Below are 15,734 nucleotides of genomic sequence, written 5' to 3'. Positions count from 1 at the left end.
GACGTGGCATACGCCATACGGATGGAGATGAAGGCAATGGCGAAGAAAGACTACGGTGCGGATTCACTGACCGTGCTCGAGGGGCTCGACGCGGTGCGCAAACGCCCCGGCATGTACATTGGCACGACCGACAGCCAAGGGCTCATGCACTGCCTGTGGGAGATCATCGACAACGCCGTGGATGAGGCGCTCGCCGGTGCCTGCACGCACATCACCGTGACGCTGCACAAAGACGGTTCCATCGAAGTCGCCGACAACGGCCGTGGCATTCCGGTGGATGTGGAACCCAAGACGAAGCTCACCGGTGTGGAAGTGGTGCTGACCAAACTGCATGCGGGCGCGAAGTTCGGCAACGCCTCATACAACGCCGCCGGCGGCCTGCACGGCGTGGGCTCGTCCGTGGTCAATGCGTTGAGTTCGCGCCTCGACGTGGAGGTGGACCGCAACGGCCACACGTACCACATGGCCTTCCATCAGGGCCATCCGGGTGTCTACACCGACGCCGACCCGGCACACCCCTCGCCGGACGCCCCATTCAAGAAGACGCGCAAGAACAGGCCGACCGAACTCGAGGTGATCGGCAAGGTGCCCGCGAAGACGACCGGCACGCGCATCCGCTATTGGGCCGACCCCGAGATCTTCAACGCCTCGGCGAAATTCGATTACGACCAGCTCATCGACCGCGTGCGCCAGACGAGCTTCCTCGTGCCCGGGCTGACGATCACCGTGGTCGACGAGCACATCGAGGAGACCGGCGACGCCGCCATGGACGAGCTTGTGGAGACGGATGCCGCACAAGCCCAGGCGGACCAGGCCGAAGCCATCGACGACGGACAGCGTGTACACGACGAGTCACAGGAACAGATGGATTTCGCAAGCAACGCCGCGGAACTCGACCAGGAGCGCACCGAAGCGGGCACCGTCGTGGAACTGGAGCCAGTGGCCACCCCGGTGGACATGGCTGCGCCCACGCCGGGGCACCGGCGCGTTGAGGAGTTCTGCCACACCGGCGGCGTCGTCGATTTCGTCGACTTCCTCTCGCATGGCGAACCCGTGTCGACCGTCTGGCGCATCGCCGGGCAGGGCACCTACCATGAGGAGACGCAGGTCGTGGACGACTCCGGCAACCTGCACGCCGAGAAGATCACCCGCACCTGCGACGTGGACATCGCCATGCGCTGGATCAACGGCTATGACACGACGGTGCGCAGTTTCGTGAACGTCGTGGCCACCCCTGGCGGCGGCATGCACGTCGACGGCTTTTTGCAGTCGATCACCAAGCAGATCCGCAAAGCGGTCGAGGACAATGCGCGCAAACTCAAGGTGAATCTCAAAGACTCGAAGATGAAGATCGAGCGTGACGACATCCTGGCCGGCCTCGTGGCGGTCGTCACCGTGCGCATCGCCGAACCGCAGTTCCAAGGCCAGACCAAGGACGTGCTCGGCACTGCGCCGGTCAAACCGGTCGTGGCGCGTATCACCGACAAGCAGTTCACCGAGATGATCACCGGCTCCAAGCGCGGCTACAAGGAGCAGTCCGCACGGGTGCTCGAAAAGATCGTGGGTGAGATGCACGCGCGCATCCAGGCCCGCAAGACCAAAGAGGTCACGCGCCGCAAGAACGCCCTCGAATCGGCGTCGATGCCGCCCAAGCTTTCGGATTGCCAGCCGGGCAACGACGACGTGGCGGAGCTGTTCATCGTCGAGGGCGATTCGGCGCTCGGCACCGCCAAGGCAGCGCGCAACTCCGCGTTCCAGGCGCTGCTGCCGATCCGCGGCAAGATCCTCAACGTGCAGAAGGCGTCGCTCGCGCAGATGCTCTCCAACAAGGAATGCGCGGCGATCATCCAAGTGGTGGGCGCGGGTTCCGGCGCGTCGTTCGACATCGAACAGGCGCGCTACAACAAGATCATCATGATGACCGACGCCGACGTGGACGGCGCGCACATCCGCACCCTGCTGCTCACGCTGTTCTACCGCTACATGCGCCCGCTCATCGAACAAGGGCATGTGTATGCGGCTGTGCCGCCGCTGCACCGCATCGCCCTGACCGGTCCGCGCAAGGGCGAATACATCTACACGTACTCAGACGACGAACTCGCGGGCAAACTCGCCCAGCTCGACCGTGACCACATCGGGTACGCCGACGACATCCAGCGGTACAAGGGCCTGGGCGAGATGGACGCGAACCAGCTCGCCGACACGACGATGGACCCGCGCACGCGCCTGCTGCGCCGCATCCGCATGGAGGACGCCGAGCAGGCGAACAGCATCTTCAGTCTGCTCATGGGCGACGAAGTGCCGCCGCGCCGCCAGTTCATCGTCGACAACGCCGACGACTTCGACCGCTCGAAGATCGACACCTGATCGGCTACGCGCGGCTGTGGCGGTCGGCGATCGCGCGCGCGTACACGCGCTCGACCTCGTCGGTCACCGCCTGCACGTTGTACCGGTCGAGCAACGCCTCCTCGCGCGCATGCAGCCGCTGCGCCCATGGTGCGTCGGTCAGCGCACGTGTGATGCGCTCGGCGAGCACACGCGCATGGTCGGGCCCTACGGAGAACAGCGCGTCCTCATCGCCGCGCATCGTCCACCGGTAGCCCGGATTGTCACCGGCGAGCGTCACGCCGGCGCCCGATGCGATCGCCTCGGGCAGCACGATGCCGAACGTCTCGCCGCCGATGGCCGGGAACACGGCCACGTCGGCGCTCGCCAGCAGGTCCGCCTTGCCTTCGTCGACCGTGCCCACGAACTCGACGGGCGTGCGCAGCCGGGCGGCGCGCTGGACGCAGTCGTCCATGAGCGGGCCATCGCCGGCGATTGTGACGTGCAGTCCGGGCATGGGGAACAGGCCGTGCCTCTCTCCGTAATCGAGCGCGTCGAGCAGCAGTTGCGCGCCTTTGCGCGGCACCAGCCGGCCCAGGAACACGATGTGCGGATGCGCGGCGTCGCGCGTGGCCCTGCGCGCGGCCGCGGCGAATTTCTCGACGTTCACCGGGTTGGCGATGATCGTGCCATGGGCATGGGCGGTGAACTGCGCGTATTGCGCGGCCACTTGGGACACGGCGATCACTTCGTCGACGCGCCGGTGCGAATGGGCGTTGATCAGCCCAAGCGCGCGGCCGCCATAGCGCGCCCGCCGGTCGATGGGCGCGATGTGGTAGGTGGCGACGACCCCGGTGGACTGCGGCGCGCATTCGAGCACGCGCCCGCCGAACAGCGGGCTGTAGGGGGCCTGGATGTGCAGGATGTCGTAGTCGTTGCGGGCGAGCACCTCGCGGATATCGCGTTTGCGTACGGGCAGGGGGATGCGCATGCGGTTGCCGTTGAACGAGACCATCATGTTGTGCGCGAGCGAGACGGTCTGTGGCACGGGGGAGTGGTGCGTTTCGCCCACAAGGTAATGCACGTCGTGACCACGCCGGGCCAGTTCGGTGCCGATGGTGGTGATGTGCTGCTGCACGCCGTCGAGCGCGTCGAGGGTGTCGTCGAAGACGAATCCGATAGTCAGGGCCATGACAGCCAGTGTAGTGGCATGTGGCAATTTCGAGGCGAGTCGAAGCGTCGCCGGCATTTTCTTGCCGGAGGAATATTATTTGTGCGTACAGTGATTGCAATTCGGCGACGATGACGAGGAGACGCGCATGGTGAATCTGCTGCTTGCCATAATCTACTTGGCCTTCATCTCGCTGGGCTTGCCTGATGGCCTGCTCGGCGCGGCATGGCCCACGATGAGCGCGGACATCCACGCGCCGTTGAGCTGGGCGGGCGGCATCTCGATGGTGATCAGCGCAGGCACGGTGTGCTCCGCGCTGTTGAGCGACCGGCTGACATTGCGCTTCGGCGCCGGGCGCGTGACCGCCGTCTCTGTGGCCATGACGGCCGCCGCGCTGTTCGGGTTCTCGTTCGCGCCGAACTACGGCGTGCTTGTGCTCATGGCGATTCCCTACGGACTGGGCGCCGGCGGCGTGGACGCCGCGCTGAACAACTACGTGGCGGTGCATTACACGAGCCGGCACATGAGCTGGCTGCACTGCATGTGGGGCCTCGGAGCGCTCATCGGCCCGTACATCATGGGCTTCACACTCGCACATGGCGACGGCTGGCAGTGGGGCTACCGCTCCGTGGGCATCCTGCAGGTCGTGCTGACTGCCGTGCTGATCTTCAGCCTGCCGCTGTGGCGCGCCCGCGGTTCGGCCGCACAGCTGGAAGAGGTTGTGACGATGCCGGACGGCGATGGCGCGGTGGAACCAAAGGAACCGGCGAAGCGCAAGCCCTTGGGGCTTCTTGACGTGCTGCGCATCCCCGGCGCGGTGCAGATCCTCATCATGTTCTTCTGCTATTGCGCGGTGGAACAGACGGCCATGCTGTGGGCCAGCAGCTACATGGTGGGCGTGGACCACATCGGGGAAAGCCAGGCCGCTAATCTGGCGAGCCTATTCTTCATCGGCATCACCGTGGGCCGTTTCCTCAGCGGGTTCCTGACCATGCGCATGAGCGACCCGCAGATGATCCGGCTTGGCGCCGTGCTGTTGTTCGCGGGCATTGTGGTCATGCTGCTGCCCATCCCCGGCATCGTCAACACCGTGGCGGGCTTTGTGCTGGTCGGCTTGGGGTGCGCGCCGATCTACCCGTGCGTGATCCATTCCACGCCCACCTATTTCGGGGCGGACCGCTCGCAGGCCATTGTGGGCGTGCAGATGGCATGCGCTTACATCGGCACGATGCTTGTGCCGCCGCTCTTTGGCGTGATCGCCCAAGCCACCACATTGGCGTTGCTGCCATGGTTCCTGCTCCTGTTCTCCGCGGCCCTCATCGTGATGCACGAGTGGCTGCGCGCCAAGACCCATGCCAAGTCCGACTCCGTGACCGACTCCGCCGCACACTGAGCAGGGATGCGCCGCCAGTGGGTCGTCGTTCGCACTGGGCGTGCGCGGGTGGGCAGACCGGCGCCGCCGCTTTACGATGGGCACCATGGCACACGAACAGATACATGGGGGCATCGTGCGCGCTGGCACGCCCGGCGTCTCGCTGCAGGTCATCCTTGGATTTCTGGCCATCGGTTTGCCCGAGGCACTGCTCGGCGCCTCCTGGCCGGCCATGGGCGCGGGGGTGCACGCGCCGCTCGTGGCCGTGGTCGGCATCGCCGCGGTCCTCGCCGCAGGCTCCGCCGCGGCGGCGATAACCGCGGAGCCGGTGGCGCGCCGGTTCGGTTCCGGGCGCACGGTCGACATGGGCGTGGCACTCACCGTGCTTGCGCTGTTGGGGTTCTCATTCGCACCGCATTATTGGGTGCTGCTCGTATTCGCGCTACCGTATGGCATTGGATCGGGCATGCTTGTGGTGGCGTTGAACGCGTATGTGGCCGTGCGTTCGGCGAACGCGCGCATCACCTGGCTGCATGCCACGACCGCGTTCGGTGCGCTCGTGGGGCACACGGTGCTCGGCTGGATCATCGCGGACGGCGCCGGCTGGCGCTGGGCGTACCGCACGATCGGCCTTGTGCAGCTTGCGCTCGCCGTGGTGCTTGCGGCAGGCACACGTCGATGGCGTGACCATCTGACCGCCGCCCAGATGGCCCAGCTGGGTGAGACGCCGTACGCGCAGGGGGATTGGCGGCACGACATGCGCCAGCCGCATGTGGTGCGTACGCTTATGGCCATGCCTGCGGCGGTGGCTGTGATCGTCTTGATGTTCGCCACCACCTCGGTGGAACAGACGACGATGCTGTGGGCCAGCAGTTACATGGTGCACGCCGGCGGTATGTCCATCCATACGGCGGGCGTCTACGCCAACCTGTTCTTTGTGGGGTTGGTCGCCGGCTCCGTGGTGGCGGGCGTTGTGGCCCTCAAGGTGCGCGATGTGTGGATGGTCGTCGGCGGCATCGCCGTGCTGCTCGGTGCGGTTGTGCTGATGGTGGTGCCGATGGCCGGCCTGTGGCGCGCATTGACCGCGCCGGTACTGTTGGGCGTGGGCTGTGCGCCGATTGCACCGGCTGTGGTGCATGCCACCCCGCGCTTGTTTGGAGCGGCGCGCACGCCGGCGATGATCGGGATGCAGACCGCTGCGGTCTCGCTGGCCACCTTGGTCAGCCCTGTGCTGTTCGCCGGGGTGGAACGCGTGTCGGGGTCGATGCATGCCCTGCCGTGGTATCTGCTGGGATTCACGGTGATCGCACTTGCGGCATATGCGCGTGTGGTGCGCGTGGCGCGCTTGCATGCGCGCGGTGAGTGACCGATAATCGAACATATGTGCGAATGCTTGGAGAGTTTCACCGCCCCCACACGGGCATGGTTCGAACGCAGCTTCGGTGGGCCGACCGAAGCGCAGCGTCTGGCATGGCCGGCGATCCATAATGGCGAGAACGTGCTCGTCATCGCGCCCACAGGCTCGGGCAAAACACTTTCGGCGTTCCTCGCGGCGATCGACGGCATCATCGCCCGCAAGGCGCGTGCGGCCGGTGGCAAGCACGGCTGCAAGCGCCCGCGCAAAGGCGTGCGTGTGCTCTATATCTCACCGCTCAAGGCATTGGGCGTGGATGTCGCGAAAAACCTCGAAACGCCGCTCAACGGCATCCGTGAGGAGTATGCGCGCATGGGCCTGGCCGTGCCCGAGGTCTCGATCGCCATGCGCAGCGGTGATTCCACGCCGCAGGAACGGCGTGCGATCGTCAGCAGGCCGCCGGACATCCTGGTGACGACGCCGGAATCGCTGTACCTGATGCTCACATCGAAGGCCCGCACCGTGCTCGACACCGTGCAGACGGTGATCCTCGACGAAGTGCATGCCGTGGCCGGCACCAAGCGCGGGGCCCACCTCGCGTTGAGTCTGGAACGGCTCGACGACCGGCTTGAGACACCGCCACAGCGCATCGGGCTTTCCGCCACCGTGAACCCGGTGGATGAAGCCGCGGCGTTCCTCGGCGGCAGCCGGCCCGTCACGATCGCCCAAGCGAGCGGCAGGCCGGCGCTCGACCTCAAGGTCGTGGAGCCGGCAAGCCGCATGGGCGACGGTGGCGGCAAGACGGACACGGCAAAACCCCATGCACCGCAGTCTTCCAGCTCGATCACCGGCGTCACGCCGGCAATGCAGCGGTTGGCGGATCGCAAGGCCCGTGAAGCCGGTCGCTCGGCGGCCGCAACGCCATCGGCGGCCGCCCATCGAGGTGGGAGCACAGCCCGAGCCGGCAGTGGGGCGCCGGCGACGGTCGCCGCAAACGCCGAACCCACCGCCTCGGTCTGGCCACTGATCCAACGCAGTGTGCTTGATGAGGTGCTTGCACACCGCACGACGCTCGTTTTCGTGAACTCGCGTGGACTCGCCGAACGGTTCACGGCCCAGCTCAACGACCTCTACTTGGAGCGGCAGGGTAAAAGCCCCGACCTGTCGAACGAACCGGCGCATTACGGGTCGCTCATCGGATCGACGACGAAACTCGTCGGTCCTGTGGCACCGCAGGACGCCATCGCGATGGCGCACCATGGCTCCGTGTCGAAAGACCGGCGCAAGCAGATCGAGGAGCAGCTCAAAGCGGGCAAACTCAAATGCGTCGTAGCCACAAGCAGCCTCGAATTGGGCATCGACATGGGTTCGGTGGATCTGGTCATCCAGTTGGCGCCGCCGCTGTCGGTGTCGTCCGGCCTGCAGCGCGTGGGACGAGCCGACCACCGCGTGGGCGGGGTGTCGCATGCACTCATCTACCCGATGACGCGCGAACAGATCATCGGCGCCGCCGCGAGCGTCGAAAGCATGCTCGCCGGCGCCATCGAGCCGCTGCGTGTGCCCAACAGCCCACTCGACGTGCTCGCGCAGCAGACGGTGGCCGCCGCGAGCCTCGAGCCGATCAGCGCCGATGCATGGTTCCGCACCGTGCGCCGTGCCGCCCCGTACCGCACGCTGCAGCGCGACATGTTCGACGCCGTGGTGGGCATGGTCACCGGCGCCTATAACGGTGAGGAGTTCTCCGCGTTCCGGCCCCCACTCGTGTTCGAGGAGGAATCCGGCATGCTCGCCGCCCGCCAAGGGGCGCAGCGCCTCGCGGTGACCAGTGGCGGCACGATCCCCGACCGCGGCCTCTACACGGTGGTGCTTCCCGAAGGGGAGGCCGGTACGGGCCCGCGGCGCGTCGGCGAACTCGACGAGGAGATGGTGTATGAATCGCGCGTCGGTGACATCATCACCTTGGGCACCACGTCCTGGCAGATCCAGGAGATCACCAACGACCGCGTGATCGTGCTGCCGGCCCCCGGGCGCAGCGCGCGCCTGCCGTTTTGGCATGGCGACGGCGACGGCCGCGATTACCGTTTCGGTCTGGCGCAAGGCCAATGGGTGCACGACGTGGCGCAGGGGCTTGTGGGCGCCGGCCAGACGCATCCCGACGGCCCGCACGCCCCCGGCCCGCGCTTCACGAATGCCGTGCAGGGCCGCCTTGTCCAAGATGGCCTCGACGCCAACGCCATCGACAACCTGGCACGGCTGCTGGCCGAGCAGCGCGCCGCCACCGGCGTGGTGCCCGACGCCACGCATGTGGTGATCGAACGCTGCCGCGACGAGGAAGGCGACTGGCGCATCGTCGTGCACACGCCATTCGGCAGGCGCGTGCACGAGCCATGGGCGCTCGCGATCAACGCCCGGCTGTTGCAGCGCTATGCCGTTGACGGCCAGATCTATGCGGCTGACGACGGCATCCTCATCCGTCTGCCCGACGGCGACGGCCGCATCGACATCGCGTCGCTCATCGCGTTCGACCCGGACGACATCCAACGCATCGTCGAGGCGCAGGTCTCGGGCAGCGTGCTGTTCGCCGCGCGGTTCCGCGAATGCGCGGCGCGCGCGCTGTTCATGCCACGCACCGATCCGGGCAAGCGGGTCCCACTATGGCAGCAGCGCCTGCGCGCGGCCCAGCTGCTGACGGCTGCGCGCGCGCACAAAAACTTCCCCCTGCTACTGGAAACCGCGCGCGAATGCCTGCAGGATGTCTACGACGTGCCCGCACTGCGTGAGGTGCTGACCCGCATGCAGGCGGGGCTCATCGAAGTGCGCAGTGCCGAGACGACCACGCCCTCGCCGATGGCCGAGCATCTGCTGTTCGGGTTTGTGGGGTCGGTCATGTACCAATACGATGTGCCGCAGGCCGAACGCAATGCGCAGCTGTTGTCGATGGATCCGCAGGTGCTGGAACGTCTGCTCGGATCCGATGATGTGTCTTCGGTGCTCGACGACGGCGTGATCGATGCGGTCACGGCCCAACTCGCCGAGCGCACGTTCTGGAACGACCTCGACGAGGGGGATGTGCGCGGGCGTGTGCACCGCTATGCGGTGACGCACGCGCCGTTCACCGCCGATCAGATGATCGCCGATCTGGGCGTGCCCGCACAGGCGGCGGTCCACGAACTTGACGAGCTGCACGCTTCCGGCCAGATGCTCACCGGCAGGTTCGACGACCGGCTTCTGGCGGATGTGCCGCAATGGGTGCACGCCGATGTGCTCAAGCGCATCCGGTCGAAATCGCTCGCCAAGGCCCGCAAAGCGGTCAAACCCGTGGAGGCGGCGCAATTCCAGTCCTTTGTGCTCGACCGGCAGGGTGTGGGGTCGTTGGGCGGTGAACGCTACGAAGGCGTGGATGGCGTGATGCGCGTCGTGGAGCAGCTCGAAGGCGTCAGTCTGCCCATCAACGTATGGGAGGAATCGGTGTTCCCGGTGCGTGTGCGTGATTACCGGCCTGCGCTGCTGGACGAACTGATCGCCAGCGGCGAGGTGGTGTGGACCGGCGCCGGCCCGGCCGCCGGCAAGGAGCGGTTGGGGGCAGTGGCGTTCTATCCGTTCGATTCGGTGCAATTGCAGGTGCATTGTGCATCGCACACCAACACACCGTCCGGTGGGGAGCCCCAGCCGGAAAACGAGATGGGTATGGCCGACGCCATTGTGCAGGTGTTCGAGGAAGGTAGCGCCTACGCGGCGAACCAGCTCGAACAGCGTGCCCGCGCGATATGGGAACAACACCCTGAGTCGATGATCGATCCCGCAACCGGCGAATTGGTGGCGGCGGGATGGTCGACTGCCGCGTTCGAAGACGCGTTGTGGGGATTGGTGCGCGAGGGCCGCATCACCAACAGCGCATTCGCCGTGGCCCGTGCGGCAGCCAGTGGCACGGTGAGCGCACGCATGCCATCCTCCTCGCGCAGGCGCGCACGCGTACGCATCGCCCAACCCGTGGCGCTCACGGGGCTCTGGTCGCTGGTCACGGCGGCCGGAGAGCCATGCACGCCGGAAGAGCGGGCGATCGACTTGGTGGATATGCTGTTGGACCGGTACGGCGTGCTTTGTCAGCCCATCGCCGAGCAGGCGGGCGTCCCCGGTGGATTTTCCGCCATCTACCCGGTGCTCAAACGCATGGAAGAGCAAGGCGTACTGGCGCGCGGCATGTTCGTCCGCGGATTCGGCGCGGCGCAATTCGCCCAACGCGAGACGGTGGATGTGCTGCGCGAGTATGCGAACGGCCAGTCGAGCACGGTGGCTCTGGACGCGACCGATCCCGCCAACCTGTATGGTGCGGCGATGGCATGGCCTGATCCGGCAGGGATGGGCGATACGCACGACGATGCGTCGGCGTCCGCATCGGCGGAGGAGCGCAGCCCCGCCAAACCGATCCGCCGTGCCGACGCCTGCACGGTGATACGCGGCGGTGAGGCACTGCTGTACATCGGCGTGAAATCCGGCCGTCTCGTCATGTTCACGAGTGTGGAAGCGTTGCAGGAGCAGGCGTGCAAGGCGCTTGCGGATATGCTGCACCGCCATATGGGCGGCAGTGTGACCATCAAGGATTGCAACGGTGTGCCGCTCACCCAACGCGGTGGCGTCACCGTGGCCTTGCGTGCCGCGGGATTCGCACCGAGCCCACAGGGCATGAAGCTGTACCGGTGAGCGCGCGGCCCGGCGGTTGCATGCTGTGAGCAAACCACGGCCTATGGTTGGCGCACGCCGCCGTACAATGACTGGCGCACCATTCGGTGGGCGATAGGGGTGGTGCACCGAACAACACGAGAGGACGAACGCCTTGACCTATATGCTGCTCGCGCTGCTACCAGCTGTGTTCCTTGGATCCAACAGCATCATCACGGCAAAGATCGACGGCAAACCGAGTCAGGGTACCTTGGGCACCACCATCGGTGCACTGCTGTTCGCCATTGCGGTGTCGCTGTGCTATGTGGTGCCCCACGCCGGCTGGGCCTTCGCCTACAATCCACGCATCTGGGTCGTGGGGCTGTGTTCGGGTGTGTTCTGGACAATCGGCTCGTTCGGGCAGTATTCCGCACTCAAACCCCTCGGTGTATCGGTCGCCATGCCCATCTCCACCGCTGGTCAAGTGGTCGGCAACGCGCTCATGGCCGCCATTGTGCTGGAACAGTGGACCACGCTCCATGTGTGGGCCGTGGGCATGCTCGCCATCATCCTCGTGACCGCCGGTGCGGTGATGTGCTCGGCGCGCGACCACACCGAAGGCGCCGTGCAACGCTCGCCGAAGGACGTGCGGGCCGGGCTCACCGCACTGTTGTTCTCCACGCTCGGCTTCATGATGTACTTCCTGTTCCCGAACCTGCTGCACAAAACCGGCTTCATCGGCGACGACATCTACAATGCGCCCGGCGGCGACGGCCTGTACTACATGACCTCGGTCATCCTGCCACAGGCGGTGGGGCAGGTGCTCACAGCGCTCGCGATCATCACGTTCATCGAAAAGAACACGCAGCTCATCGTGGCCAAGAAGACCGCCCTCAACATCATCACCGGCCTGGCGTGGGCCGTCGGCAATGTGCTCGTCTTCATCTGCGCGGCGAGCCCGCATGTGGGGCAGGCCATCGCCACCACGTTCTCGCAGCTCGGCGTGATCGTCTCCACGTATGGCGGCATCGTGATCCTGCATGAACACAAATCCAAACGCCAGATGGCGTTCATTCTTTTTGGCACGGTACTGATTACCGCGGGTGCCGTGCTCATGGGCATGTTCACCACGCGTTGATCGCATAACACAAGGGGGCCTGCGGCAGACTGCCGCAGGCCCCCTTCCTATATCATGCCACGTATGTGATCGGTGCCGTGAGCTCGGTGCCCGAGCCATCGCGCCTCATATCCGGCTGCGGCAACGACACCGGATGGCCATGCTCGGTGCACGCCACGAGCGGATAGTCGCCCACATAGGCCTTGACGAGCGTGTTCTGGCCCTTGAGGAACCGCTGCGAACGCACGCCACCGGTCGCACGTCCCTTGGTGGGGTAGAGGCTGAACGGCGTCAGCTTTGCGGACCCGTTCTCGGTGCCCGGCAACGCATCGGCGTCGCCGGCGACCGTGAGCACCACGGCGCCATGTGCGGCTTCGGTCACCGCGCCCTGATCGTCGGTCTGCGCCTCATGCCATGCCACCTGCGCTGCAGGCACGATAGCGCATGTCAGGACCGTGCATCCCTCGGCAAGGCGGATGCCAGCCATGCCAGCGGCCGTGCGCCCCTGTGGACGCACCAGCTTGGCGTCGAAGGTCAGCAGTGAGGAGTCAGAGGAGACGAACACCACACGGTCGCCGTCGGCGGCTTCCCGTGCGGTGAGCAATTCGTCGCCGTCCTTGAGGTCGATGATGCTCCACGAATCCATCGTCGTGGGCGATTCGCGGTTCCACCGCTTGACCACGCCATGGCGTGTGCCAAGAGCCAAGGGGAGCGGTTCGCCTTCGCCGGGGATGGCGACCGCCGCAATCACCCGTTCACCACGCACCGGTTCCGTATGCTCGGTCGACACCACGAGTTCGGCCGCATCGATGCCACCGGCCAGACTCAACGGCTCGGTGACGGCGATGGAGGGAAGCTCCACCGCATGCGCCAGCACAAAACGCCCAGCGGATGTCACGAGGCCATAGGTGGCCCGCGTGCTCGCGTGGATCATCGAGACGATCACATCATTGCCGCTCTGCACGGCGGCGGGGTCCCTCATGCGCCATGCATCCGCGGCCTTCGGGTTCATGCGGCCGATCAGCCCGGTCGCGCTCAACGCGATGACGCACGGTTCGTCCTCGATCTGCAACGCCTCGGCCATGCCGGCGTCGCTCGCTTTCTTGGCGGCGGCCACGTCCGCGGCGGCATCCGAGACCTTCGCGGCGTTGAGCGCGGCGGACTGTGCAAAATCAGCCAGCGAATCGTCACCGTGCGTCTTCACGGGGGTCAACGAGCCATCCTCGTTCTCATCGAGCAGCACGGTGCGGCGCGGCGAGCCATAGGCGGCCACGGCGTCGTCCATCTCCCGGATTACCACGGCGTCGAGCGAATCGGCGGAAGCGAGGATCGCCTCCAGTTCCTCGATGCGCCGGCGCAGGTCATCGCGCTCCGCCTCCAGCTCGATGCGGCTCATCTTCGTCAGGCGGCGCAGACGCAGGTCCAGGATGTACTGCGCTTGGACCTCATCAAGGTCGAACACCTGCATCAGTCGTGTCTTCGCCGTCTCGGCGTCTTCGGACGAGCGGATCACCTGGATGACCTCGTCGATGTCCACAAGCGCGAGCAGCAGGCCCTCCACCAAGTGCAGCCGTTCGAGCGCCTTGGCGCGCCTGAACTCACTGCGCCGGCGGATCACGCCGCGGCGGTGCTCGATCCACACGTCGAGCATCTCGCGCAGGCCCATCGTGTGCGGGCGGCCGTCCACGAGTGCCACATTGTTGATCGTGAAGTTCTCCTGCAGCGGCGTGTGCTTGAACAGCTGGCTGAGCACGGCGGCCGGGTCGAAGCCGGTCTTCAGTTCGATCACGATGCGCGTGCCGTTGTGGCGGTCGGTCAGGTCGATCGCATTGGAGATGCCTTCGAGCTTATGGTTCTTCACGCCTTCCGAAATGCGCTCAAGCACACGTTCGGGGCCCACCATGTACGGCAGCTCGGTCACGACGATCGCCTTCTTGCGGGCCGTCACATTCTCCACATGCGTCGCCGCGCGCGTGGTGAGCGAGCCGCGGCCCTGCGCATAGGCGTCGCGGATGCCGGCGCGGCCGATCACGATGCCGCCGCCGGGCCAATCCGGGCCGGGCACGTACTGCATCAGCTCGTCGAGATCGGCGTCTGGATGGTGCATCACATGCTTGGCGGCGGCCACGACCTCGCCGAGGTTATGGGTGGCCATGTTGGTGGCCATGCCGACGGCGATGCCGGAGGCGCCGTTGACGAGCAGGTTCGGGATGGCCGCGGGCAGCACTTCCGGTTCCTTGAGCTTGTTGTCGTAGTTCGGTGTGAAGTCCACGGTGTCTTCGTCGATGTCGCCGTTCATGCCGAGCGCGGCCGGCGCCAGACGAGCCTCAGTGTACCGCGAGGCCGCAGGGCCGTCGTCGAGCGAGCCGAAGTTGCCGTGGCCGTCCACGAGCGGCAGGCGCATCGCGAACGGCTGCGCGAGGCGCACCATGGCCTCGTATATCGCGGAGTCGCCGTGCGGGTGCAGCTTGCCCATGACCTCGCCCACCACACGCGCGGACTTCATGTACGGGCGCGTGGGCAGCAGGTTCATCTGGCCCATCTGGTAGATGATGCGCCGCTGCACGGGCTTGAGGCCGTCGCGCGCATCGGGTAGGGCGCGCGCGTAGATCACCGAATACGCGTATTCGAGGAATGATTTGCTCATCTCCTCGCCAAGGGGCGTCTCGACGATGTGCTCCTTGACCGTACGCGGATCATATGCCGCCGCTGCCTGCGACTTGCGACGCGAAACCATGCTGCTTGACCTCCCGAGAACGACGTGAACCGTCCTATTCTAGCAATCCGTGCGGTCCGGGGTAGGTCAGTGAACGCAGATGGTGCGGGCAAACCGAACGGCTTGCCCGCACCATCCGTTTTGGGGTGTATTGCTCTATTTGTTGAGGTGGGTGTCGAGGCGGTGGATGAACGCGGCCATGTCCTGGCGGTACACGCTCGTCATGCCCTCGAACCGCCACGAGCCGTCCGGGTTGCGGTAGCCCTGCGAGATGCCGGAGCCGCCCAGCCATTGCACGTCCGCCACATGGGGCGTGGCGTTCGTCACGTCACTGAAGTCCGTCTTGGGTCTCACGCCCCCGTCCTTGCCGGCCCTTGCGGCCAGGCGGCGTAGGAACGCGGCCATGTCCTGGCGCACCACCGGGCTCATGCCCCGGAACGTGGACGTGCCATCGGCTTCCTTCCATCCGGTGGAGATGCCGGCGTGGACCAGCCACAGGATGTCCTCGGCGTGCGGCGTGGAACGGTTGACATCCCTGAAGCGCTTCCAGTCGCTGTCGGTCGGCTTCCACGACGGGGCGTCGCCGACGCCCCGGTTCCTGGCCTCGCGGCGCAGGAACGCGGCCATGTCCTGGCGGTAGACGACGGTCATGCCCTCGAAGCGCAACGACCCGTCAGCGTTGGCGTAGCCGGTGGACACGCCCGCGGCCGCCAGCCACAGGATGTCCTGGGAGTGCGGGGTCGATCCGGACACGTCGGTGAACGACACCTGGGGCCTGGGCGCGCTCACCGTGACCTTGACCGAAGCCGTCTTGCCGCCGGCCTTCGCCGTGACCGTCACCGTGCCGGCCGCCTTGGCGCTCACCGTGCCGTTCGCGTCCACGGTGGCGACCTTCGTGTCCGACGAGGCCCATGTCACCGTCTTGTCGGTCGCGTCCGCCGGACTGACGCTCGCCGTGAACCGCGTGGAACCACCCACCTGCAACGAGGACGCGCCACCCGAAACCGACACCGACGACAC

At 66.3% G+C, this 15,734-nt stretch carries 8 protein-coding genes; 5 read left to right on the top strand and 3 right to left on the bottom strand.

Annotation, left to right across the window (positions count from 1 at the left end; translation table 11 throughout):
* Nucleotides 1-36 precede the first annotated feature (36 nt).
* The gene (locus PG2093B_RS06000; protein WP_129897729.1) at nucleotides 37-2,367 is read left to right on the top strand and encodes a DNA gyrase/topoisomerase IV subunit B; all 2,331 of its coding nucleotides are present in this window, start codon (nucleotides 37-39) and stop codon (nucleotides 2,365-2,367) included.
* 4 nt (nucleotides 2,368-2,371) lie between these two features.
* Here the strand turns inward: PG2093B_RS06000 and PG2093B_RS05995 are convergent, their stop codons facing one another.
* Nucleotides 2,372-3,517 (bottom strand): glycosyltransferase family 4 protein, encoded by a 1,146-nt coding sequence (locus tag PG2093B_RS05995; protein ID WP_129897728.1) that lies wholly within the window; start codon nucleotides 3,515-3,517, stop codon nucleotides 2,372-2,374.
* 127 nt (nucleotides 3,518-3,644) lie between these two features.
* Between PG2093B_RS05995 and PG2093B_RS05990 the strand changes: the two genes are divergently transcribed.
* The 4 genes from PG2093B_RS05990 to PG2093B_RS05975 all read left to right on the top strand — a co-directional run bounded on the left by PG2093B_RS05990 (nucleotide 3,645) and on the right by PG2093B_RS05975 (nucleotide 12,019).
* A complete protein-coding gene (locus PG2093B_RS05990) occupies nucleotides 3,645-4,889 on the top strand; it encodes an MFS transporter (RefSeq protein ID WP_129897727.1) in 1,245 nt (414 codons plus the stop codon).
* Nucleotides 4,890-4,974: 85 nt separating this feature from the next.
* Complete coding sequence (locus PG2093B_RS05985; protein ID WP_165369724.1) at nucleotides 4,975-6,234, top strand: MFS transporter; 1,260 nt, start codon at nucleotides 4,975-4,977, stop codon at nucleotides 6,232-6,234.
* 15 nt (nucleotides 6,235-6,249) lie between these two features.
* Entirely contained in the window at nucleotides 6,250-10,923 is a 4,674-nt protein-coding gene (locus PG2093B_RS05980) for a DEAD/DEAH box helicase (protein ID WP_129897725.1), read from the top strand.
* Nucleotides 10,924-11,065: 142 nt separating this feature from the next.
* The gene (locus PG2093B_RS05975; RefSeq protein ID WP_129897791.1) at nucleotides 11,066-12,019 is read left to right on the top strand and encodes a GRP family sugar transporter; all 954 of its coding nucleotides are present in this window, start codon (nucleotides 11,066-11,068) and stop codon (nucleotides 12,017-12,019) included.
* Between the two features lie 52 nt (nucleotides 12,020-12,071).
* Here PG2093B_RS05975 and PG2093B_RS05970 read toward each other — a convergent pair whose 3' ends face one another.
* Nucleotides 12,072-14,735, bottom strand: a complete 2,664-nt coding sequence (locus PG2093B_RS05970) for a DNA gyrase/topoisomerase IV subunit A (RefSeq protein WP_129897724.1) — start codon at nucleotides 14,733-14,735, stop codon at nucleotides 12,072-12,074.
* A gap of 135 nt (nucleotides 14,736-14,870) precedes the next feature.
* Nucleotides 14,871-15,734, bottom strand: an 864-nt coding sequence (locus tag PG2093B_RS05965) for an Ig-like domain-containing protein (protein ID WP_129897723.1), incomplete at its 5' end; no start/stop codon positions are given.

This window comes from Bifidobacterium pseudolongum subsp. globosum (genome assembly GCF_004155535.1).
GTDB classification, from domain to species: Bacteria; Actinomycetota; Actinomycetes; order Actinomycetales; family Bifidobacteriaceae; genus Bifidobacterium; species Bifidobacterium pseudolongum_C.
Note: the sequence above shows the minus strand (reverse complement) of the source record. Positions and strands in the feature narration are given on the sequence as shown.

What these genes read in the sequence shown, in the direction of transcription:
- PG2093B_RS05985 (WP_165369724.1), top strand. Translation starts at nt 4,975, where the DNA reads ATGGCACACGAACAGATACATGGGGGCATCGTGCGCGCTGGCACGCCC.
- PG2093B_RS05970 (WP_129897724.1), bottom strand. Translation starts at nt 14,735, where the DNA reads ATGGTTTCGCGTCGCAAGTCGCAGGCAGCGGCGGCATATGATCCGCGT.
- PG2093B_RS05975 (WP_129897791.1), top strand. Translation starts at nt 11,066, where the DNA reads ATGCTGCTCGCGCTGCTACCAGCTGTGTTCCTTGGATCCAACAGCATC.
- PG2093B_RS05980 (WP_129897725.1), top strand. Translation starts at nt 6,250, where the DNA reads ATGTGCGAATGCTTGGAGAGTTTCACCGCCCCCACACGGGCATGGTTC.
- PG2093B_RS05995 (WP_129897728.1), bottom strand. Translation starts at nt 3,517, where the DNA reads ATGGCCCTGACTATCGGATTCGTCTTCGACGACACCCTCGACGCGCTC.
- PG2093B_RS06000 (WP_129897729.1), top strand. Translation starts at nt 37, where the DNA reads ATGGCGAAGAAAGACTACGGTGCGGATTCACTGACCGTGCTCGAGGGG.
- PG2093B_RS05990 (WP_129897727.1), top strand. Translation starts at nt 3,645, where the DNA reads ATGGTGAATCTGCTGCTTGCCATAATCTACTTGGCCTTCATCTCGCTG.